We start from the raw sequence: 21,261 nt of genomic DNA on the forward strand, positions 1-21,261 counted from the left end.
CCGAGCCCCGCCCGACACGCTCTACACCCGACACGCCATGCGCTCACCGTAGCGTTGACGCCATTGCAACCGCACGCTCCCGCTACGGCGGGGCCGTGCGGCCCTCCCGAACGAAGGCATCATCCATGACCCAATCCACTCCCCTCTACTACCTGTCCCAGGCCCTGGAGTTGCGCGATACCCTCAGCGCCGCCGAACAGACGCTGCAGATCGACAGCACCGAGCGCAGTTGGCTGAGCAATCTGTTCCTGGCCAGTCAGAGCGCCCGCGAGGCACTCGACACCCCGATGTTCGTCGACAAGCTGTTCATCATCGCAGCAAACGCCAGCACCGCAGACCTGGCCGGCACCTTCCTGATCCGTGGCCCTGCCAGACACCCGGTGTACCTCTGCTCACCCGGCTTCGGCCTGGAGCGCTTCGAGTCCAGCCAGCAGGCGCTGGAGCAAGTGCGTGCACGCCTGCGCGTCCCGGCCCAACGCGACGAACTGCTGCGGTTCGTTCCCCTGAAGATCAGGCACACCCTCGGCGTCGAGCCAGCGCCCGGCCTGGTCACGCGACCCATTCAGGGCATCGTGCTGAGCGATCGCCGGCAATCGGTGCAAGCCTACCTCGACAGCACCCTGAATGATCTGCGCAACGAACTCCTGCAGTTGCCGAGCCTTGCGCTCCTGCTCAATCAACTGCTGGAAAACACCCTCGGCGCGCGTTTTCCCCAGATTCGACTGCCCGCCCTGCGGGTCATCAGCCATGACACCTCGACCGGCCTTCCACTGCGCCAGGTGTCGATCCAGACACTCAGCGAAAGCCTGCTGGAGCACTATAACCGCGGCGGCTGGCCCAGTGGGCAGAGCCGCGAATTCATCGCCCCGGGCTACAGCGCCCAGCCCGCGGAAATCACCCTCTGGGAGAGCACCCTAGCGACGCTCGCCAACCAGTTGCAGGAACACCTGCAAAACCGGCTCAAGACATTCTGGGACACCCCCTTGAGCAGCGGCGAACCACGCCGTCAGTTGTTCATCGATGCCCTGGGCAGCCGCTTTCGTGCCGAACTGCTGAAGCAGGAACTGGACTGGAACGCAATCGCCGCCGAGGACTACCAGTGGCTCTGCGGCCTGTACCCACTGGATCGATCCCGGCTCGAATCGGTGACGTTGCATACCTTGGATGTACAGGTCGCCAACGGTTCGCTCAGCCTGGTCAACGCCTTCGTGGTGCGCCACGATCGTTCCGGGTACGCCGATTACTTCCTCTATGGGGGTGAATGGTTGCAGACCTTCGAAAGCGAACAGGCCCTGCTCGATTCGGTGAAAATTCAACTGGAGGCTCCCAGCCGCGAACATGATTTGCGCCTGGGCTTGTCGCTGCGCGAGCGCGGTGAACTGCACAACACCGACATCGACCGGGTCACGCTGATGGCGAGCAAAGCGTCGATCTTCGATGCACTGTTCAACCTCAGTATCGACAAGCAGTTGGACAATGTCCGCTACGTGCTCGAACGTTATCGCCGCAGCAATGCGGCCCTGGCGTTGCCCTCGGCATTCGAGAGCGCGCTGGACATCCGCGACCTGCTCTCGCCACAGTTGGCGGAACTTGTGCCCCTGGCCCGCTGGAGCCATCGCCTGGACCTGACGGCCAGTGAAAAACCTGTGGAGCCGGGCTTGACTCACACCCTGAAACCGAGCCTGGACACCGCCCGGCATCAACTGGCCACCTTGGTGCAGATCCGTACCCAACTGAGCGCCGGGTTCAAACAACGTCCAGCGCTCAGTGATTTTATCCGTGGCGAACTGTCCAGCGCACTGCAACGCGCTCAGGTGGGCAACCTGTCACCTGACAATCTCTATATCAATCACTATGCCGCCGCCCTGCCCCGATTCGGCAACACCAGCCTGGAGCCGATTGCCTCGCAAAGTGTCGTCGCGCATGTCCTCGAACGCCTGAGCCAGCACAGCGGTGCGCTGGCCTCCGTCAGCAGCAGCGGTCTGTTCAGCAAAGATACCAGCGGCCTGTGGGCGCGGGTGCCCAACCTGGACATCGACCAGCTCAACGCTATTGTCGAGCGGCTGCTGCCGGATTTTCTCGGCCATTACCTGCGTCGGCATCGCTCGATATACGGCTCGCTCTCCACCCCCTTGAACGAGGCGATCACCTCCGGGTTGCGGCGAGAGGCGCAATTGAAGGAAGTCCGCGGTGCCCTGGGAGCCGACGACCTGGCCCTGCTCGACAACCTGCTCGATGGTCACCCACGTGCCGAGCGGCCGGGCCTGCGCGGGTTCATCCCCGATGCCTTCGAACTGACCTACCAACGCGATAGCACGAGCCCACCGAGCAAACTGCACAACTGCTTCCTGCTGACCGCCCGTGGCGGCCTGAACAGTGAGCACTGCGGCACCACGCTACTGTGGACACCGGCCCAGGGCACAGAACCCTTTGATACCTTTCACGACGCCGAAGTCGAACTGCAGCGGCGCCTGCATCACCCTGTGGAGCGCCTGTCGCTGCTGGAGAACCTCGCCAATGACCAACGGCCGGCCCATCCGCCGATCACGCCGGTGCCACGCGGCAATCACCGGGTCTATCCCAGCCTGGGGTTCAAGCTCATCCACACCAGCCTGCTGAGCAACCGCTTCAATTCGCTGACGGACAAGGCCCTGGCCGACCTGAACCATGCCGCCACCTCCGGGTACACCGGCAAGCAGTTCCAGCAGAACCTGCAAAGCTGCCTCGACAGCCACTCGACGGTGCCCATGCTGGAGCGAGCGATCCAGGCCGCACAGAACACCGCAACCCACCTGGCCCTGCCGTCGTGGCTGGGCAGCGTCAGCGACAGCCGGCAATTCGCCCTGGCCGCCCTGCTCGACCGCTATCGTCAGGCTGCGGCGACGACCGACGATTATCACCTGGGTATTCCCCTGTTGCGTGATACCGCCAGGACCAAGCTCAGGAGCCTGCTGTCGCGGGACTTTCCAGACCAGCGGCTCGACCCGAACCAGATCAGGATCTGGTTGACCCCTAGCGACTCGGCGCTGCCGGTTCATGAAGCACTGACCGACTTCGCCCTGCGGCACTTCGACGACATCGGGCAGCGCTCGATCGAGGTCAGCCTGGCGCTCGGGACCCTGCCCGACGCCTTGACCGGCGACCGCATCAAGGCCCTGGTGCAGGAGGCCGCCATCGGCAGTCACTATGCGGTGCTGCTGGCCTCGCACCTGGCGCCCGACGAGCCGCACAACATCCATCGACGCCCGATGTTCAGCCGGCACGGTTACTGGCAGGGCCTGTTGCAGGCGTTCACACAACTGCTCGGCAAAACCCTGTCGCGTACCGCCCACGGCTTCATCAAGCACCTGCTGGCGATGCCGGACGGCATCGCCCGGCTACCCCTCAACGGCCAATCGATCGAATTGCGCCCGTTGCAACTGCTCAGTGGCCTGCAGTCCGCGGCCGACGCGGTGCGCGGTTTTTACCTGATCGGTCCGGACGCAGGCGGGCAAGGCCCGAGCATTCTGTTCAGCCCACAGGGGGAGCGACCGATGTTTCAGGAGTACGCCAACGACGCGGCGTGCCTCGGCGCTATCCGCACCTCGCCCAGCCTGCAGCAGCAACTCCTTGAACGATTGGCGCCCGAGCGGCACGGACATTACGCGCAATTGTTCAAGGCCTCGTCGCCAGCCCTGGGGATCGGCGGCAGCCCGCTGCGGGGCAATCTGTTCCATCGGCTCTATGAGGACATGACCGAGCTGTTCAAGGACATGCTCGGTCGACAGAGTGTGCAGGGCCAGGGCTCGGTCTGGAGCAAGGCACTGGACTGGCTCAAGGGCGAGCTGTACCAGGGCGCGACGCACCTGCTCGGCCGCCTGCGCCTGCCCTGGCTGGTCTGGCAGAGCCTTTCCCAACTCAAGGACGCCACGCAACACGCCTGGCAGGGCCGCTGGAGCGAAGCGATCGAAGAGTTCGTCATGGCCTTGGCCCATCTGGCGACGGCGCGCCGTGGCTGGAGCCACTCCAACCTTGGTGGGGTCACCCAGACCAGCGCCGAACGCTTCCTCGAATCGCCCTTTCCCGAAACCCCGTGGAACGGGCAAGGCCTCGTTCCACGGCAAAAAACCCGGCTTCTGGCGCTACAGGCCCATCGCATCGCGCTGGAACAGACACGCCCGAACCCGGCCGGCGACCTGTATACCGACCCGACCACTGGCGACACCTTCGTCGCCGTCGGCGGAACAGTGTTCCAGGTACGCCAGGAGCAGCAGCGCTGGCGCATCGTCACCGACATCGGCAAAGGCCCGCGCTTGCGCCAGGATAACCAGGGCCGCTGGGTATTCGACCTGCCAGCGCAGTGCCGCGAGGAGCGTCATGATGAAAATGCTTGATGAGTGCATCAATCGAAGAACGGTCCAGCAGGAAATCCGCGTGGAGGCGGTCGGCATCAACAATATCCGGCGGCTGTATCCCAACCGCGCCCGGATGATCCACCGTGCCCACCAGCAGGCCGTGGATTACCTCAACGCGGCCATACGCAACATGGACAGCCTGTTCAGCGACACACGACTGGACAACAAGCGCCGACTGTTCCTGCAAGACTTCTTCGATATCCCCTCGGTCAGTGCGGACACCGTCAGGAAAATCAAGGTTCGCCTGCAGATCATGCTCGATGAGCTGCTCAGGCCCTCACTCAACCCGCTGAACTCGTCACGTTTCGTCGTCGGCTCATTCCAGCACCCGGACCAGATCAGCCAGGCCTTCGTCCTGCCCAAGGACCGCGAAGGAAAAATCTACCTCACCGAACGCTTTTTCGACCCTGGCCTGGAGGTCTACCTGCCTATCCGGCCGCGAACCTTCGACGCGTATGGGCACAACATGGGCACGGTGTTACTGCACGAAATCAGTCATATCGGCCTCGACACCCTCGATTTCGCCTACCTGGATGCGAGCCGGCCGTTTCTCGATCTGATCGATACCCGGACAACGCAGGGCCAACTGCGCTACTCGACGCTCAAACAGCTACAGAAGGAGGCCTTTTCCACCACCACGCCAGCCAACGAGCTGTTCAAGGCATTCGATGAATACGACCGCCACTGGTATGACCTGGAAGGCGAACCCAAGCGCCGGCTGCTGCGCCTCACCGACACCCCGGACCTGGATGCCGCCCGCCAGGTTTTTCTGAGCGACGCCGACAAGCGGGTCGATGTCACGCTGGACAATGCCGACTCACTGGCCCTGCTGATCGCCCACCTGGGCAGGCCCGTGGAGTATCAGCCGTTCCAGTAGGTCTGCCCCCGGCGCCTCAGCCCTTGGCCAGCGAGCCCGACACCGGCAGGCTGTCGAGCAGCCGCAGGCCGGTGGTCTTGACGAAGGTCGGATAATCCATCGGCCGCTCGATACGGGTCTCGGCGTTGGGCAGCACATAGGCCCAGGCCCGCCCGGAGGCGCTGTCGTAGACCAGCTTGAACAGCCGCGTCGGCACCCAGACGTGGTTGTCGCCGATGGTGCCGTGGCCGTCATCGAACAACGGGCCGGTGAAGACGTACACGTTGCCATCGGCACGCTGGGCAAACTTGCGCACATCGGCCTCGACCTTGCTCCAGATCTTGCGGTTGTTGGTCGGGTCCTGCGGCACCATGTTCGACAGCGCGAAGGACTGGGCCATGGCATTCGGGGTCGGCGCATCGGCAGCCGGCGCCTGGTGCCCACGGTCCACTGCCGGGTGCTGGCCACGGTAGTCGCTCAGTTCGGCCCGAGCGCCCTTGGGTATGCGCGGGTCGGGGTAGAACTGGTTGGTCCGTTCCTCGCCCTTGGCGTCCTTGAGCTGCGCCGAGTTCAGGCGCTCGACCACCACCAGCGGGGTCTTGCTGGTTTGCGAATAGAGCACGGCGAAGGTGTCGGAACACAGCGCCAGCGGTTTCATGCTGGCCGGGATGCTGCCCAGATTGATCGGTCGGGCGTTGGGGAACATCTGCGCGCAGCCATCGAACGAGGGCTGCCGCTCCTGGCTGGAATACAGGTCGAGCGCCGCGCCCTGGCTGATCGAGCCGGAACGGTGCGCGGATTTTTCCTGTTGTGCCGGTGGATCGAGCAGATCCAGTACGCTGCGGGCCTGGGCCGCGCCGCTGGTGAACAATAAAAGGGCTGACAAACCGACTGCTATCTTGCCTGGTTTCATGCGTCGCTTCTTCACTTCGGGTGGTCGAAAATTATCCTACAGAGCCCTCTATATCGCGGCTCGGCGAGGCTTCTACCATCTGCCGCAGACAAATGACAGGAAAATGATCCGGCCGCCCTGCACCCAGCGTGAAAGCTGGCAGACTGACAGTACCGAGCCAGGAAACCGACGATTTTCCGTCGACATGGCGTTAAACTGCCGGCCCGTTCACATTGCCGATCCTGCCCGATGAATCCCCAAGCCCTGTCCACCCTTCACGCTCACCTGCTCGACGCACTAGCCTGTGCGCCAGAGGAAACCCGCCGGCTGTTCCACGGCCGCGGCCGCTGCTGGCCGGGGCTGGAGCAACTGACCGTGGACTGGTTGCAGGGGGTGCTGATGGTGTCGCTGTTCCGCGAACCGGAACCGGCGCAACTGGCCGCGCTCAAGGACATGCTCGGCGAACTGACCCAGTGCCCGGCCTGGCAAGGCAGTGGCGCCCACACCCTACTGCTGCAACACCGCTACCTGCCGCTGAGCCCGGCCGAATGGCTACTGGGCGAGGCCATCGACGAATGGACCCTGACCGAAGGCGGCCTGCAGTACCGCGTCGACCTGGGCAAGAAGCAGAACAACGGCTTGTTTCTCGACATGCGTCATGGCCGCGACTGGGTCCGCGCCAATGCCCAAGGCAAACGCGTGCTCAACCTGTTCGCCTACACCTGTGGCTTCTCGGTGGCGGCCATCGCCGGCGGTGCCGAGCATGTGGTGAACCTGGACATGTCCCGTGCAGCCCTGAGCCGCGGGCGCGACAACCACCGGCTCAACGGCCACGACCTGGGCAAGGTGGTGTTTCTCGGCCATGACCTGTTCAAGTCCTGGGGCAAGGTGATCAACAGCGGCCCATACGACCTGGTGATCATCGATCCGCCGTCGTTCCAGAAAGGCAGCTTCCTGCTGACCAAGGATTACCAACGGGTCCTGCGCCGCCTGCCGGAACTGCTCTGCGCGGGCGGCACGGTACTGGCATGCATGAACGACCCGTCGATCGGCCCGGACTTCCTGATCGACGGCGTGACCCGCGAAGCCCCGGCCCTGCGCTTCGAGCAGCGCCTGGAGAACCCGCCGGAGTTCCCCGACAGCGATACCAACAGTGGCCTGAAGGCCCTGGTGTTTCGCCTGCATGGCAGCGAAGGCTGACAAGAACCATCCCCCATCTGGCAGGAATGTACCGTGGCGAGCAGGCTCACCACAAAACCCGCTTACCCCAAGGGCGACTGAGCTCTTCCCAAAACCGACAACCCACAAGATGTGCCAGGCGGTTTGCGTCACGCGCCGCTAAGCTGCAAGCTGTCGCCCCATAAAAACCATTACCCGCAAACCTTTACCCGCCCACCAGCGAGGCTGTTGTGTCCAGAGGCATCGTTTTATCGGTATCGGCGTCCTGCCTGTTCGCCATCATGTATTTCTACACGTCCTTGCTCGACCCCCTCAACGGCGAGGACATTTTTGGCTGGCGCATGCTGCTGACTGCGCCGTGCATGACTGTGTTCATGCTGCTCTCCGGCGATTGGAAGCTAGTGCTGGCGATCTGTGCGCAGATCCGCCGCAAACCGCTGCTGGTACCTCAGTTGCTGTTGTCAGCAGCCCTGCTCGGCGTGCAGATGTGGATCTTTCTCTGGGCACCGCTCAACGGCCACAGCCTGAATGTTTCCCTGGGTTACTTCCTGCTGCCACTGAGCATGGTGCTGACCGGGCGTATAGCCTATGGCGAAAAACTCTCGCGGCCACAGATCCTCGCCGCCCTGCTCGCGTTCGGCGGCGTGCTCAACGAGTTGATCCAGATCGGCAGTGTTTCCTGGACCACCCTGGTAGTTGCCCTGGGCTACCCGATGTACTTCGTGCTGCGCCGGCGCAACGGTACCGACAACCTTGGCGGCCTGTGGCTGGACATGGCGCTGCTGTTGCCGGTGGCCTGGTGGTTCGTGCACAGCGGCCCACAGGGTTTTGCCGTGGTCGACCAGCGCCCGGCACTGTATGCCCTGATTCCCCTGTTGGGAGCGATCAGTGCGGCGGCGCTGATCTGCTACCTGTTGGCGAGCCGCCTGCTGGCCTTTGGTCTATTCGGCCTGCTGGGTTATGTCGAGCCGGTGCTGCTGGTGCTGGTCGCGCTGCTGCTGGGAGAAAGTATCGCCCCGGGCGAATGGCTGACCTACCTGCCGATCTGGCTGGCGGTGCTGGTCCTGGTGCTCGAAGGGGTCAAGCGCCTGCTGAGGCAGCGCCGGGCTCTGTGAGGAGCACAGGAAGGCCACCTGGAACGATGAAAGAGGTGGGGAGCCTGATTGGAACTGTGGCGAGCGGGCTTGCCCGCGCTGGGGCGCACAGCGGCCCTGAAGCCTGCGCCCCCATGGTGTCAGGACGAATGAGATCAGAGGGCTGGGGGCTGCTGCGCAGCCCAGCGCCGGGCAAGCCCGCTCGCCACAAGAGGGTGTGGGACCTCCAGTCACCGTCAAGCCGCTGTCAGAGCGCGGCAAACCCGCGCTGCAGATCCTCGATCAGCGACGCCACCGCCTCCAGGCCGATGTGCAGGCGAATCACCGGCTGGCGAGACGGCAGCGGGAATTGCCGATCCGCCAGGTCGGCCAGGGTCACCAGGCTTTCATAACCGCCCCAAGAGGCGCCCAGCCCGAACACCGTCAAGGCGTCGATGAAGGCCTCGGCCTGGCGCTGGTCGGCCTCGGCGAACTCGAACGAGAGCAAGCCATTGCTGCCGCTGAAGTCCCGCAGCCACAACGCGTGCCCCGGATGCTCGGGCAAGGCCGGGTGGAACACCTGCCGCACCTGCGGTTGCAGCTTCAGCCACTGGGCAATCTCCAGCGCCTGGCGCTGGTGCACCTCCAGTCGCGCCGCCAGGGTCCGCGCACCGCGCAGCACCAGGTAGGCATCATCCGGGCTGACCGTGTTGCCAAAGCTGTCGCTCATTCGCGACAACGCCGGCCAGGCCGCCTCGGTGGTGCAGACGCTGCCCATTACCACATCGCTGTGGCCGGCCAGGTACTTGGTCAGGGCCATGATCGAGATATCGGCGCCCAAGGCCAGCGGCCGGTAGTGGTAGGCCGAACCCCAGGTGTTGTCCACCGCCACCAGGATATTGCGCGGCGTGCACAGCGCGACAATCGCCGGCAGGTCGCCCAACTCGTACAGCAGCGAACCGGGTACTTCGCAGTAGACCATCCGCGTATTGGCGCGCAGGCGGGATTCAAGGTCGCGACCATCGGCCGGGAAATACTCGACCTCGATGCCGAACGGCCCGAGAAACTCGCTCGCCAGCCGGCGCACGGGGCCATACACGCCATCGGTGATCAGCACGTGATCGCCCGGCCGCAGGTAGGCCAGCAGGGTCTGCGCCACCGCCGCCAGACCGGTACCGAACAACCGGGTACGGTAGCCACCTTCCAGCTCGGTCACCAGGTCTTCCAGGGCGAAGGCCGTGGGGTTGCCGCGGGCACCGTAGCTCAGTAACCGCTCGCTGTCGCGCCGGCTGCGGGCATCCCGTTGCTGGGCGACGTTGTCGAACAGCACCGTGCTCAGGCGCGTGACCGGCACATTCACCGCTCGCGCGCCACTGCCCTGCCCAGCACGCCCGGCATGAACCAGGCGAGTACGGACATCGACCGTCGGCACCAGCGGACTGAGACTGGCAATCTCTGCCTCGGTCATCTGCCCCAGCAGGCCGGTTTCCCAGGCCAGGTACTGGCGCGCGGCGTCCTTGTTGCCAGCGTGGCGATCATGAGTAAAGAACAGGAAGTCGATGCAACGCTCATCCGGCAACGCCGTGGCATCGCTCACCCATTGCAGGCCGGCAGCTTGCCAACGGGCAGGATCGCCCGACAGCAAGCGCGCATTGGCCTGTTGCGCCGACGGCAGTTCCAGCAGCGCCAGACGAGCGACCGCCGGATCATCCGCGACCAGCACCAGCGAGCGGGTTTCCCCGGCCACCTGGGCCGCCAGCAGCGGCCGGATCGACCACTGCGAACCCGCCAGGTGGCCCTTGCGAAAACTCATACCCGGACGCAGGTCGATCAGCGCCACCTGGTCTTCGGCCAGGGCCCGCTGCAACTGCGTCGCATCGAGGGTCGGCAGTGCCGGCGGCGGTGGCGTAGCCGGCACTGACAACTGCAGGCCACTGTTCAACCCGCCTTCCAGTACCCGGGCATCATGCCCCAGCTGCCGCAGCCAACTGGCCACGATCGGCGCACGCACACCGTCGTCGTCGAACAGCACCAGCAGCGCCGCGCGCACGCCGATATACAGGTCGGTGGCCTGGATCAACTGGCCGCCCGGGGTGTGTTGCGCGCCGGGCAGGCTGCCGCGGGCGAATTCTTCGGCACTGCGCACGTCGCAGAGAAACAGGCTGCCCTCGCCGCTCGCCGCCCAGGCTGCGACCTGCGCAGCACTGACATTCGCTACGGCGGCGCGCTGCGCCAGTTGCCGCGCAGCGATACGCTGCCGTTCGACACCGGCCGGCTTCTGTTCGTCGCGATAACGCCGGGTGCTGCCATGCTCCAGTTGCAGGTCAGCCAGGTACCACCCCTGGGTACCGTTCTCCAGCGCGTAGATCGGGTTTTTCACCCCCAGGTTGATCAGCGTCTGCGCGCCGATGATGCTGCGGGTACGCCCGGCGCAGTTGACCACCACCGGCGTCGACTCGTCCGCCACCAGGTCGTGCAGGCGGTAGCCCAGCTCGCCGTTCGGGCAGCAGAGCGAACCGGGAATGGTCATCTTGCGGTATTCGTCGAACGGCCGGCCGTCGAGCAGCACCAGCGGCTTGCCCTCGGCCTGCCAGCTCGCCAACTCGCCAGCGCTGATATGTGGCGTATGGCAGGCCACCTCGACGAGTTCGCCAAAGGCCTTGGACGGCACATGCACGCCGGCGAACAGTTGCAGGCCGGCCGCCTGCCAGCCGTCGGCGCCGCCTTCCAGGCGATGCACGCGGGTGTAACCAAGGTCGGCCAGGCGCTGCGCCGCACGCAACGACAGCTCGCCGCCGTCCTGGTCGTAGATCACCAGGCGCACCGCCGGGTTCGGCGCCAGGCGCCGGACTTCCAGCTCCAGGCGGCTATAGGGCAGGTGCACACCATGGAACAGGTGCGCCTCGCCATACTGGCCGTGCTCGCGAATATCGAACAGGGCGATTTCCCGGCCATCGAACAGCCAGGCCTGCAGTTGTGCCGGGGTAAGGGTTGTGCTCACGAAAGCCTCGTCTTGGAATAATGCGGTGAGGACGGCAGCACCGCAGCCTGCCGATCTTCAAAGGACAGTGATTACGCGTAGGCCTTGATCGACGGCGCCATCTGCGACTTGTTGTAGTTGAGCACCGTGCCGTCGTCCTGCACGCCGTAGCGGCCCTCGAGGGATTCCAGCGGACGGCCGTAGAGATGGAAGTGCAAGGTCGCCTGTTCGCCATCGACGCGGATGCTGTGCAAGTCCTCGCCGAGGAAGGCGATCGAGGTGCCGGGCTGCACCACCACTTCCCGCTCGAGCTCCAGCACCGCACGGGTCAGGTCGCTGCCGTCGTCGCGGCGGGTGTAGACGCGGTTCAGTTCCTGGCCCTCGATGGCGCTGATCACCGCCCAGGTCTCGTGGTTGTGGGCCACGGTGTTCTTGCCCGGCAGCAGCGAGTTCAGGTACAGGGTCGGGGTTTCGCCGTCGTCGTTGAGGCGGTAGCGGAATGCGGTATTGCCCTCGCCTGCCACCGGTGCCGGGAAGCTGGCGAAGTTGAACAGGTCGCGGCGCTCGGCCAGTTCCTCCAGCAGCGTGACGATCTGCTCCAGGGCCGCGCGATCGACGCCGCGCTGGTGGATGGCGCGGATCTTCACCAGGAAGGTTTCGATCACGTTGGCGCGTTCGGTGGTGCTCATGGGCAGGCTCCTTGTGGGTGCATCAGATGGACAGGCTGAATGGGCTGATATTGGTCAGGCGGAACGGGTCGGCCTGGGGCAGACGACGGTTGTCGCCGAGGGCATGCCGGAGGAACTCGCGGGTGCGCTCGCTGTGCGGCTGCTGGAAGATCTGCCGGGCACTGCCGGACTCGACGATCCGACCGTTCTCGGTGAAATACACGATGTCGCTGATCTCCTCGGCGAAGCGCATTTCGTGGGTCACCAGCACGCAGGTCATGCCCTCCTCAGTCAGTTCGCGGATCACCGTCAGCACTTCGCCGACGGTTTCCGGGTCGAGGGCCGAGGTAACTTCGTCGAACAGGATCAACTCCGGGCGCATCGCCAGGGCGCGGGCAATCGCCACCCGCTGCTGCTGGCCGCCGGAGAGCTGGCCGGGATAAGCGTCGGCCTTGTGTTCCATGCGCACCTTGGCCAGCAGTTGCCGGGCCTGCTGCTCGGCCTCGGCGCGGCTGCGGCCGAGCACCTTGCACGGCGCGATCAGCAGGTTCTCCAGCACCGACAGGTGCGGGAACAGGTTGTACTGCTGGAAGACGAAACCGACCCGCTTGCGCAACTCGATCAGCTCGGCCTCGCGCTGCAGCCGATGCACCTCGGTATCGCCAACGCGGATGCTGCCGCGCTGGGGTTTGAGCAGCCCGGTGATACACCGCAGGATGGTCGACTTGCCGGAACCGGACGGGCCGATGATCGACACCGCCTGGCCGCGCTGCACATCGAGGTCGATGCCCTTGAGCACCGAGTTGGCGCCGAACGACAGGTGCAGGTCGCGCAGACTGACCAGGGTTTCAGTAGAAGGCATAGCGGCGCTCCAGGCGTTGGGTCAGGCGGGAGATCGGGTAGCAATAGGCGAAGAACAACGCCAGCACGCTGAAGTAGATCAGTACGGTGAACGCGGTACGGTTGACGGTGTTGCTGGCAATCTGCGCGGTGTCGATCAGGTCGTGCACGCCCACCAGCGAGGCCAGCGCGGTGCCCATGGTGATCACCGCATAGAGGTTCATCCACGGCGGCAGCATGCGCTTGAAGCACTGCGGCAGGATGATCGAGCGGAACAGCTGGCCGCGGCTGAACGCCAGGGATCGCGACGCCTCCCACTGGGTGGACGGAATCGAGCCGATGGCCCCGCGAAAGATTTCGGCGACATTGGCGCTGGCCGGCAGCGCCAGGCCAAGGGTGACTTTCACCCAGTCGGGGAACGGCAGGTAGTAACCGCCCAGGTGGATCTCGAACGGAAACACGTAGGTGGTGAAGTAGATCAGCACCAGCCACGGCGCGTTGCGAAACAGCTGCACCCACAACCGCGCCGGCAGGCGCAACAGTCGCAGCGGCGACAAGCCAAGGGCACCGATCAGCAGGCCGAGCAGCGAACCGAGGGCAATCGCCAGCAGGCTGATCAGGATGTTCTGGCCAAAGCCCGCGACGAGCGCCGGGGTCCAGCGCAGCAGCGCTTGCGCCGTTTCAATGGCCATAGCCGGGCATCCTCAGGCGCGCTTCGAGGAAGCGGCCGATACAGTTGACGATAAAACTCAACAGGCCGAAGAAGCTGAGGATCAGAATCATCAGCTCCAGCACGTTGTCGCTCTGGGTCCAGATCATGATCGAGGCGTAGGTGATGTCACCGACGGCAATGGCCGAGGCCACGGCGGTCATCTTCACCAGGTCGATCAGGTTGTTGACCAGCGCCGGCAAGGCGAAACGCAGAGCCAGCGGCAATTGCACGTTCCACAGCAGTTGGCTGCGGCTGAAGGCCAGGGAACTGGCGGCTTCGAGGGTGACCGCCGGCACCGCTTCGATGCCGGCGCGCAAGGCCTCGGCATGGAACGCGCCCTTGTGCAGGGAGATCACGATCACCACCCAGGCGAACGGCGTCAGCGGGTTGGCCGCCCCCACGGCCTGGGTCAGCAGCATGTTCAGTACCAGGAAGGCGCAATAAAGTTGGACCAGGGTCGGCGTGTTGCGCGTCACCTCGACGAAGATCCGCGCCGGGCGCGCCAGCCAGTGATTGCCACTGGTGAGCATGGCAGCCAGGGCAAAGCCGGCCAGCAGGCTGCCGATGATGGTCAGGCCACACAGCAGCAAGGTGGTCCAGGCACCGTCGACCAGGCTGCCACGCTGGTAGGCGTCGAGCAGGAAGCGGTAGTTGAGGCCCAATTGCGCGGCCCATTGCACGAACGTTTCCATCAACCGCGGTCCTCGGCCAGCCGGGCGCAGGCGACGGCAATGCGCCGGCCAGCTTCACGGACGCTGTCGGTGGCCGTGGCAATCGACAGCCGCAACCAGGGCGACAGGCCATAGGCGCTGCCAGCCACCGCGGCGACGCCCTCCTCCAGCAGGTAATCGACCACGTCGTTGTCACTGGCGATCAGGCCACCGTCCGGGCGTCGCCGACCGATCAGTCCGGCACAGCGGATAAAGACGAAAAAGCCGCCCTCGGGCACCAGCACCTGCAAGCCGTCCACCCCGCTCAACGCCGCCACCAGCAGGTCGCGCCGCTCGCGGTAGGCCGCTACTTGCGCCGGCAGGAAGCCCAGCCCGCCCTCATAGGCCGCCAGCGCCGCGGCCTGGCTGACCGAGGACGCCCCGGAAGCCGACTGCGACTGCACCACCGCCATGGCCGCGGTGAGCGCCTGCGGGCCGGCGCCAAAGCCGATACGCCAGCCGGTCATGGCGTAGGTCTTGGACACGCCGCCCACCAACAGGCAACGCCCTTGCAGGTCGGGTGCGACATTGAGCAAATTGAGCGGCGGCTGGCCGTCGAAGCGGATGTGCTCGTAGAGTTCGTCCAACAGCACCAAGACTTTGGGATGCCGGCGCAACACCTCAGCCAGTGCCAGCAGTTCGGCGGCGCTGTACACCGCACCACTGGGGTTGCCGGGGCTGTTGAGGATCAGCCAGCGGGTGCGTTCGACAATCAGCGCCTCCAGTTGCGCAGGGGTCAACTTGCAGCCCTGCTCAAGGCTCGACGGCACGAACACCGGCTCACCGCCGTTGATCCGCACACTGTCGGGAAATGATGGCCAGTACGGCACTGGCACCAACACTTCGTCACCGTCGTCGAGGGTCGCGGCGAAGGCGTTGTAGATGATCTGCTTGGCGCCGTTGGCGATGACGATCCCGGCCAGCGGATAGTCCAGGCGGTTCTCCCCGGCCAGCTTGCGCCGTACCGCTTCGCGCAGCGCTCGCACGCCGGGCGTGGCGGTGTACTTGGTGGCACCGCCGGCAATGGCCGCGTAGGCCGCCTGCTTGATGTGGTCAGGGGTGTCGAAGTCCGGCTCGCCGGTGGTCAGGTCGAGAATGTCCCGCCCGGCCTCGCGCAGCTCGGTTACCCGAGACTTGGCGGCGGCATTGGCTGACAGCGAGACCTTCTGCACTCGCCGGGAAAGTTGAACGGTCATGGCAGCACCTTGCCTGGGTTGAGCAGCCCGCGGGGGTCGAGCGCCTGTTTGATCCGCCGCATCAGTTCCAGCTCCACCGGGCTCTTGACCTGCGCCAGCAGCTCGCGCTTGCGCTGGCCGATGCCATGCTCGGCGCTGATGGAGCCGCCGAAGGCGTGGGTATTGCGATGAACCAGCGCGCTGAGGGCGGCATAGTTGGCCATGTGCGCCGCGATCGACTGGCCGACCGGGGCGGCAACGTTGTAGTGCAGGTTACCGTCGCCCAGGTGGCCGAAGGTCAGGTTGCGCACGCCGGGAAAATGCACCTGCAACAGCGCGTCGGTGCTGGCGACGAACTCGGCGATGTGCGAGATCGGCAGCGAAATATCGTGCTTCATGTTGCGTCCTTCGCGGGCCTGGGCCTCGCTCATGTTCTCGCGCAACTGCCACAGTGCCTCGCTCTGGGCGAGGCTCTCGGCGATCAGCGCATCGGCCAGCAGATCGCTCTCGAAGGCCTCGCCCAGCACCCGTTCGAACGCCTCGCGGGCGTGCTCGGCACTGTGGTTATCGGACAATTCGAGCAGGGCAAACCATGGCTGGGCGGCCGTGGCGAACGGCTGCGGCCCCTCCGGGAACTGCTCGCGCAGCAAGGCCAGGCAGGCGGCGGACATCAGTTCGAAGGCGGTCAGGTCGGCACCGAAGCCGGCCCGGGCATGGGACAGGAAACGGACCGCCTGGGCCAGGCTGTCGAAGGCCAGTAACGCGGTGCTGCGGGCCTTGGGCAAGGGAAACAGCTTGAGGGTCGCGGCGGTGATGATGCCCAGGGTGCCTTCGCTGCCGATGAACAGGTCGCGCAGGTCATAGCCGGTATTGTCCTTGCGCAGGCCGCGCAGACCGTTCCAGATCTCGCCGTCGGCGGTGACCACTTCCAGGCCCAGGGTCAGTTCGCGGGTATTGCCATAGCGCAGCACACCGGTGCCGCCGGCGTTGGTCCCGAGGTTGCCGCCCAGGGTGCAACTGCCTTCGGCGCCCAGGCTCAGGGGGAACAGGCGTCCAGCCTGGCGAGCGGCGTCCTGCAGGTTCTGCAGGATGCAACCGGCCTCGACAGTGACCGTATCGTTATCGGTATCGAGCTGGCGAATACGGTTCATCCGGTCAAGGCGTACCAGCACGCTGCGCCCGCTGTCATCCGGCGTGGCAGCGCCCATCAGCCCGGTATTGCCCCCCTGTACCACCAATGGCGCGCCGTGTTGGGCACACACCCGCACCAGCGCAGCGACTTCCTCGGTACTGGCCGGGTGCACCACCGCCATCACCTTGCCGTGGTAGGTGCGATGCTTGTCACTCAACCAGACCGACTCGTCGGAACCCTGGCGCACATGGGCCGCCCCCAGCAGCAGCTGCAACTGGCTGAACAGCTGGCTCATTGCGCGCTCGCCAAGGGCGCGGCCGTGCGGTACTGCTCATGCAGCTTGAGCAGCGCCTGGGACGGCGACATGCCGGTACGCTTGCCCAGTTCGATCAGCCAGCCGCTGCGGTGCCAGTCACGGACGATGGCATCAAGGCGGGCCTGGATGTCCTTTTCGCCCTTGCGCACCCAGATCACCGAGGGCGACGGAATCAGGTCATCCGCCAGGGGAGTCTCATAGCCGCTCCACTCGGCCTCGTCGAGCAGGGTGTGCATGGTCGGGCTGACATGCACCGCCGCCACGCACCCGTTGCCGCGCAGCGATAGCAGCGATTCGGACTGGCTGCGGAAGGCCTTGATCTGCGCGCCGTAGGTTTCCTGCAGCGGCTTGATGAAGTTGCTGCCCTGGGACACGCACACCGGCTTGCCCTTGAGGTCTTCCCAGCGAGTGATACCGGCACCCTTGCGGATCAGCGCGGCGCCACCGACTTCCTCATAGGGGGTGGGCACGTAGTCGAGGATCTCGGCCCGTTCCTCGGTCAGTTGCATGTTGGCGATCAACACGTCGACCTTGCCCTGCTGGAGGAATTGCACGCGGTTGGGGGCCAGGACCGAGACGGTTTCCAACTCCACGCCCAGGCGCTCGGCCAGGCCCTTGGCCAACTCGACGTTGTAGCCCTGGTGGGCGCCGGTGGCCGGGTCGATGGTGCCGAACGGCGGGCCGCTGAGGATCACGCCGACACTGATCCGGTGGCGTTGCTGGATCTTGTCCAGGGTGGCGTCGGCCTGAGCCAGGCCGGTTAGCAGGGCCAGGGCCAATGGGAGGTATTTCAACATGGGAGGGTGTCCTTTGGAGATTGGGCGGCAGGGAGGGCCTCTTCGCGGGCAAGCCCGGCTCCCACAGTGTTCTATCGGCGTGTACGCAACACCTGTAGGAGCAGTGCTTGCCCGCGAAGAGGCCCCAGAGACCGACAAAACATTCAGCGGCGAAACATCAGTCCTTGAACTGCTCATGCAACTCCACCAACGCCGGCGATGCCGGGGCGATGTGGTTGCGCGTCTCGGCCTCGATCAGCCAGCCGCTGCGGTGCAGCCCCTGCACCACGCTGTCCAGGCGTTTCTGGGTGTCGGTCTCGCCGGTGCGGGTCCAGATCACCGACGGCGCCGGGTTCAACTCCGGGGTCAGCACACGGTAGTCCTTCCACTCCGGGTTGCCAGCCACCAGCGGGTTGATCAGCGTCGCGTCGTGCACCGCGGCCACGCAGTTGTTGCCGCGCAGGGCCAGCAGCGACTCCGAAGAACTCTTGAAGGCCTTGATGTCCGCGCCAAAGTCACTCAGCGGCTTGACGTAGCTGCTGCCCTGGGAGGTGCACACCGGTTGGCCCTTGAGGTCTTCCCAGCGGGTGATCTTGCTGTCCCTGGGCAACGCCGCGGCACCGCCGATCCTGTAGAACGGTGTCGGTACGTGCCCGAGGATCGCATCACGCTCCTGGGTCCATTCCATGTTGGCGATCAGCAGGTCGACCTTGCCCTGTTGCAGGAACTGCACGCGGTTGGCCGGCAGTACCGGCACCAGCTCCACCGCCACGCCGAGGTCCTTGCCGAGCGCATTTGCCAGGTCGACGTTGAGGCCCTTGGGATCCTGGGTCGCCGGGTCGATCGAGCCAAACGGCCCACCGGACAGCACCACGCCGACCACCAGCTTGTGCCGCTGCTGGATCTTGTCGAGGGTCGCATCGGCCTGGGCGGCAACGCTCGCGCCAACGGCCAGCAGGGCACCGAGCACGGTGGGCAGAAAGCGTTGAAGCGGGGTGCGCGTGAACGGCATGGATGTCTCCTCGGTGGCAGTCGGCGTGTCCCGACCTCATTTGCCCCGCATGCTAGGGAGCGCGCCCCTGGAACGGAAATTCAAATATCTAATATTGTTATAACTTTTCGGTTATTACTTTTCTAAAAAAATGGAATAACCCCTGTTTTATGGCCGATTCAAATGCTTCGGCATTTTTCGCTGGCCATATACATAACAATCCGTAATCTATTGAAGATCGCCCTTGATATGAATTCGAGTCGCCATGCCCTCCTCTCTGCTCGATCTGGAACTGCTGCGCACCTTCGTCGCGGTGGTCGACCACCACAGTTTTGCCGAAGCCGGCCAGCACCTGGCCCGCACCCAATCATCGGTGACCCAACAGATGCAGCGCCTGGAGCACCAGGTGGGCGTCAGCCTGTTCCGCAAACAGGGCCGGCAGAAGCAGCTCACCGAGCCGGGCCGGCAACTGCTGCGTCATGCCCGGCAGATGCTGTCGCTCAACGATGAGGTGCTGAATTCGTTGCAGGAAAGTCACCTCAGTGGGGTGCTGCGGATCGGCTCGCCCCATGACATCGCCGACACCATCCTGCCGCCGATCCTCAGCCACATCGCCCGCTCGGCGCCGCGGCTGCGCCTGGAGATCGACGTGGGCCGCAGCCCGTACCTGATGGACGACCTGCACCGGGGCAAGATCGACATGGTGATTTCCACCCGCGAAGACTCGCGACTGCAGGGTTTTGCCCTGCGCACCTCGCCGGTGTGGTGGATCTGTTCGGCGCAGTACATCCACGTACCCAGCGAACCGCTGCCGTTGATCCTGGTGGAAGAGCCGAGCATCTATCGGCGCTATGCCATCGAGGCACTGGAGCGCGCCGGGATTGCCTGGCGCCAGGCGTACCTGGCCTCGAACCTGATCGGCATCAAGGCGGCGATCCGCGCGGGACTGGGGGTAACGCCACGCAGCATGGAACTGCTGGGGCCGGATATGCGGGTGCTGGGGGAAAACGATGGGTTGCCACGGCTGCCGGACGTGACCTACCACCTGTGGATCCGACCGAACACGGTCAACCCGCTGGTGCGCCGGGCGTATGACCTGATTCGCGCCAGCCAGGGCCTCTGACTGCCCGCAACACTACAGACTTCGGTAGGAAATGCTGATCCGTGGGAACGGGCTTGCCCGCGAATAGGCCCTCAAAACCGCCAAAAGCTTCGCCGGCAAGCCCGCTACCACAAAGCCCGCTACCACGGCTCCGAGACCACGTTCAGGCCGCCGGCAACCAGAACCGGAACCGCGCCCCACCCAGTGGCGACTGCTCGACCGTCAATGTCCCCCCCTGGGCCTCGGCCGCCCGCCGGCTGATCGCCAACCCCAGGCCGAAGCCGCCCGTAGCACGATCCCGGCTGCGATCCAGGCGGTAGAACGGTTCGAAGACGCGCTCGCGCTCCTGCTCGGGAATGCCGATGCCATCGTCATCCACCCACAACTCACAGCCCTCGGCAGTGGCGCAAATGCCCACCTGAATCCGCCGTTCGCAGTAGCGCATGGCATTGCGCAGCAGGTTCTGGATCGCCCGCGCAGTCAGTCGCGGGTCGAGCGCAAAGTGCTCCTGCACTCCTTGCATCAGCACATCGAGCACGATATCCGGGGTTTCCAGCTCCTCATCGAAACTGCCCAGAATACTGTCGACGAACTCGTGCAGCGGCACCAGCACGCGCTCCGAGAGGTGTCCCGGACTCTGCAGACGGCTATAGGACAACAATTCCAGCACCAGTTCGTCCAGCTCGCGGATATGCCCGACCAGACCTTGCAGACGCTCGCGCGACGCCGCCGGCAAGTCCTCGGCCAGGGCCAGGGCCAGGCCGAAGTCCAGTCGGGTCAGGGGTGTGCGCAGTTCGTGGGAGACAGCATTGAGCAGGTCGCGCTGCTGGTTGAGCAGGCCTTCGATATCGCTGGCCATGGTGTCGAACACCTGGGCCAGTTCGCCGATATTCGAGCGCGGCGAAATATGCGTGCGCTCGCTCAACAGACCGCCACCGATCCGTCTGGCGGTCTGTTTGAGACGCTCCAGGTCACGCCAGTGCGGGCGCAGCCAGAACAGCAGGCAGCCCAGCAACGCCGCCCCGACCAATACATTCATGCTCCAGTACAGCAGCTTCACGTCCAGCGGATCGGGCGGGACCAGCACCTGCACCGCCAGTTGCCCATCCAGCGGCGACGCCACCAGGTCCGGCGCGCCCCAGTCACCGATCCGGATGGCATTCTCGCCATGGCGCAGGCGCTTCTGCTCCGGCTCGCTGAAGCTCATGTCATCGATACGGATCAAGGCCACCCGCAAAGGCGCGAAACTCTTGTCCAATTCGATCGCCAGCGCTGGCCAATCCTCATTCGGCACCGACTTGAACTGCTTGACCAGCAGGCTCTGCATGCCCCGCGACAGGTCGATGTTGTAGTCCAGGAAACGTTCGTGAAACACCCCGACCACAAAGTCGGGTACCAGATAGATCGCTGCGCCAAAGGTGACGATGGTCATCAGGTACAGCCGGATCAGGATCTTCAGCATCGA

General features: G+C 64.9%; 16 protein-coding genes. 5 read left to right on the plus strand and 11 right to left on the minus strand.

All coding sequences use genetic code 11. From position 1 onward, the window contains the following. Positions 1 to 125: 125 nt before the first annotated feature. Both BLU37_RS24055 and BLU37_RS24060 read left to right on the plus strand, forming a co-directional pair. Positions 126 to 4,373, plus strand: coding sequence for a dermonecrotic toxin domain-containing protein (locus tag BLU37_RS24055; protein ID WP_090209656.1), 4,248 nt, complete (start codon positions 126 to 128; stop codon positions 4,371 to 4,373). Continuing rightward, on the plus strand, positions 4,360 to 5,271 hold the full coding sequence (locus BLU37_RS24060) for a hypothetical protein (RefSeq protein WP_157696410.1): 912 nt from the start codon (positions 4,360 to 4,362) through the stop codon (positions 5,269 to 5,271). Before BLU37_RS24055 ends, BLU37_RS24060 begins: the two co-directional genes overlap by 14 nt. Before the next feature lie 16 nt (positions 5,272 to 5,287). On the opposite strand, the gene BLU37_RS24065 is transcribed toward BLU37_RS24060, so the two are convergent. Next, on the minus strand, positions 5,288 to 6,163 hold the full coding sequence (locus BLU37_RS24065; RefSeq protein ID WP_090209660.1) for a DNA/RNA non-specific endonuclease: 876 nt from the start codon (positions 6,161 to 6,163) through the stop codon (positions 5,288 to 5,290). A 228-nt stretch (positions 6,164 to 6,391) separates the two neighbouring features. Between BLU37_RS24065 and BLU37_RS24070 the strand changes: the two genes are divergently transcribed. Then, entirely contained in the window at positions 6,392 to 7,342 is a 951-nt protein-coding gene (locus BLU37_RS24070) for a class I SAM-dependent methyltransferase (RefSeq protein WP_090209662.1), read from the plus strand. Between the two features lie 209 nt (positions 7,343 to 7,551). Next, complete coding sequence (gene rarD, locus BLU37_RS24075) at positions 7,552 to 8,436, plus strand: EamA family transporter RarD (RefSeq protein WP_090209663.1); 885 nt, start codon at positions 7,552 to 7,554, stop codon at positions 8,434 to 8,436. Between the two features lie 226 nt (positions 8,437 to 8,662). Here the strand turns inward: rarD and metC are convergent, their stop codons facing one another. The 9 genes from metC to BLU37_RS24120 all read right to left on the minus strand — a co-directional run bounded on the left by metC (position 8,663) and on the right by BLU37_RS24120 (position 18,715). Further along, positions 8,663 to 11,395 carry a cystathionine beta-lyase gene (gene metC / locus BLU37_RS24080; RefSeq protein WP_090209665.1) on the minus strand — a complete coding sequence of 911 codons (2,733 nt, stop codon included), beginning with the start codon at positions 11,393 to 11,395 and terminating at the stop codon, positions 8,663 to 8,665. Positions 11,396 to 11,466: 71 nt separating this feature from the next. Further along, positions 11,467 to 12,063, minus strand: coding sequence for a cysteine dioxygenase family protein (locus tag BLU37_RS24085; protein WP_090209668.1), 597 nt, complete (start codon positions 12,061 to 12,063; stop codon positions 11,467 to 11,469). Between the two features lie 22 nt (positions 12,064 to 12,085). Beyond that, positions 12,086 to 12,904: an amino acid ABC transporter ATP-binding protein gene (locus BLU37_RS24090; protein WP_090209670.1), complete on the minus strand. Its 819-nt coding sequence runs from the start codon at positions 12,902 to 12,904 to the stop codon at positions 12,086 to 12,088. After that, positions 12,891 to 13,574, minus strand: coding sequence for an amino acid ABC transporter permease (locus tag BLU37_RS24095; protein WP_090209672.1), 684 nt, complete (start codon positions 13,572 to 13,574; stop codon positions 12,891 to 12,893). Before BLU37_RS24095 ends, BLU37_RS24090 begins: the two co-directional genes overlap by 14 nt. Then, the gene (locus tag BLU37_RS24100; RefSeq protein ID WP_090209674.1) at positions 13,564 to 14,286 is read right to left on the minus strand and encodes an amino acid ABC transporter permease; all 723 of its coding nucleotides are present in this window, start codon (positions 14,284 to 14,286) and stop codon (positions 13,564 to 13,566) included. The genes BLU37_RS24095 and BLU37_RS24100 overlap by 11 nt, the downstream gene beginning before the upstream one ends. Beyond that, positions 14,286 to 15,500 (minus strand): aminotransferase class I/II-fold pyridoxal phosphate-dependent enzyme, encoded by a 1,215-nt coding sequence (locus BLU37_RS24105; RefSeq protein ID WP_090209676.1) that lies wholly within the window; start codon positions 15,498 to 15,500, stop codon positions 14,286 to 14,288. Before BLU37_RS24105 ends, BLU37_RS24100 begins: the two co-directional genes overlap by 1 nt. Beyond that, complete coding sequence (locus tag BLU37_RS24110; RefSeq protein ID WP_090209679.1) at positions 15,497 to 16,906, minus strand: FAD-binding oxidoreductase; 1,410 nt, start codon at positions 16,904 to 16,906, stop codon at positions 15,497 to 15,499. The genes BLU37_RS24105 and BLU37_RS24110 overlap by 4 nt, the downstream gene beginning before the upstream one ends. Next, positions 16,903 to 17,724 carry a transporter substrate-binding domain-containing protein gene (locus tag BLU37_RS24115; RefSeq protein WP_090209681.1) on the minus strand — a complete coding sequence of 274 codons (822 nt, stop codon included), beginning with the start codon at positions 17,722 to 17,724 and terminating at the stop codon, positions 16,903 to 16,905. Before BLU37_RS24115 ends, BLU37_RS24110 begins: the two co-directional genes overlap by 4 nt. A 157-nt stretch (positions 17,725 to 17,881) precedes the next feature. Next, positions 17,882 to 18,715 (minus strand): transporter substrate-binding domain-containing protein, encoded by an 834-nt coding sequence (locus tag BLU37_RS24120; RefSeq protein ID WP_090209683.1) that lies wholly within the window; start codon positions 18,713 to 18,715, stop codon positions 17,882 to 17,884. 244 nt (positions 18,716 to 18,959) lie between these two features. Between BLU37_RS24120 and BLU37_RS24125 the strand changes: the two genes are divergently transcribed. Further along, positions 18,960 to 19,817, plus strand: a complete 858-nt coding sequence (locus BLU37_RS24125; protein ID WP_090209685.1) for a LysR substrate-binding domain-containing protein — start codon at positions 18,960 to 18,962, stop codon at positions 19,815 to 19,817. 142 nt (positions 19,818 to 19,959) lie between these two features. On the opposite strand, the gene BLU37_RS24130 is transcribed toward BLU37_RS24125, so the two are convergent. Further along, positions 19,960 to 21,258 (minus strand): ATP-binding protein, encoded by a 1,299-nt coding sequence (locus BLU37_RS24130; protein WP_010451620.1) that lies wholly within the window; start codon positions 21,256 to 21,258, stop codon positions 19,960 to 19,962. Positions 21,259 to 21,261 lie beyond the last annotated feature (3 nt).

This window comes from Pseudomonas asplenii (genome assembly GCF_900105475.1).
Lineage (GTDB): Bacteria > Pseudomonadota > Gammaproteobacteria > Pseudomonadales > Pseudomonadaceae > Aquipseudomonas > Aquipseudomonas asplenii.

Excerpts from the sequence above, each read along its gene's own strand:
- BLU37_RS24055 (WP_090209656.1), top strand. The coding sequence starts at position 126 with ATGACCCAATCCACTCCCCTCTACTACCTGTCCCAGGCCCTGGAGTTG.
- BLU37_RS24060 (WP_157696410.1), top strand. The coding sequence starts at position 4,360 with ATGAAAATGCTTGATGAGTGCATCAATCGAAGAACGGTCCAGCAGGAA.
- BLU37_RS24065 (WP_090209660.1), bottom strand. The coding sequence starts at position 6,163 with ATGAAACCAGGCAAGATAGCAGTCGGTTTGTCAGCCCTTTTATTGTTC.
- BLU37_RS24070 (WP_090209662.1), top strand. The coding sequence starts at position 6,392 with ATGAATCCCCAAGCCCTGTCCACCCTTCACGCTCACCTGCTCGACGCA.
- BLU37_RS24085 (WP_090209668.1), bottom strand. The coding sequence starts at position 12,063 with ATGAGCACCACCGAACGCGCCAACGTGATCGAAACCTTCCTGGTGAAG.
- BLU37_RS24090 (WP_090209670.1), bottom strand. The coding sequence starts at position 12,904 with ATGCCTTCTACTGAAACCCTGGTCAGTCTGCGCGACCTGCACCTGTCG.
- BLU37_RS24095 (WP_090209672.1), bottom strand. The coding sequence starts at position 13,574 with ATGGCCATTGAAACGGCGCAAGCGCTGCTGCGCTGGACCCCGGCGCTC.
- BLU37_RS24100 (WP_090209674.1), bottom strand. The coding sequence starts at position 14,286 with ATGGAAACGTTCGTGCAATGGGCCGCGCAATTGGGCCTCAACTACCGC.
- BLU37_RS24105 (WP_090209676.1), bottom strand. The coding sequence starts at position 15,500 with ATGACCGTTCAACTTTCCCGGCGAGTGCAGAAGGTCTCGCTGTCAGCC.
- BLU37_RS24110 (WP_090209679.1), bottom strand. The coding sequence starts at position 16,906 with ATGAGCCAGCTGTTCAGCCAGTTGCAGCTGCTGCTGGGGGCGGCCCAT.
- BLU37_RS24115 (WP_090209681.1), bottom strand. The coding sequence starts at position 17,724 with ATGTTGAAATACCTCCCATTGGCCCTGGCCCTGCTAACCGGCCTGGCT.
- BLU37_RS24120 (WP_090209683.1), bottom strand. The coding sequence starts at position 18,715 with ATGCCGTTCACGCGCACCCCGCTTCAACGCTTTCTGCCCACCGTGCTC.
- BLU37_RS24125 (WP_090209685.1), top strand. The coding sequence starts at position 18,960 with ATGCCCTCCTCTCTGCTCGATCTGGAACTGCTGCGCACCTTCGTCGCG.
- BLU37_RS24130 (WP_010451620.1), bottom strand. The coding sequence starts at position 21,258 with ATGCTGAAGATCCTGATCCGGCTGTACCTGATGACCATCGTCACCTTT.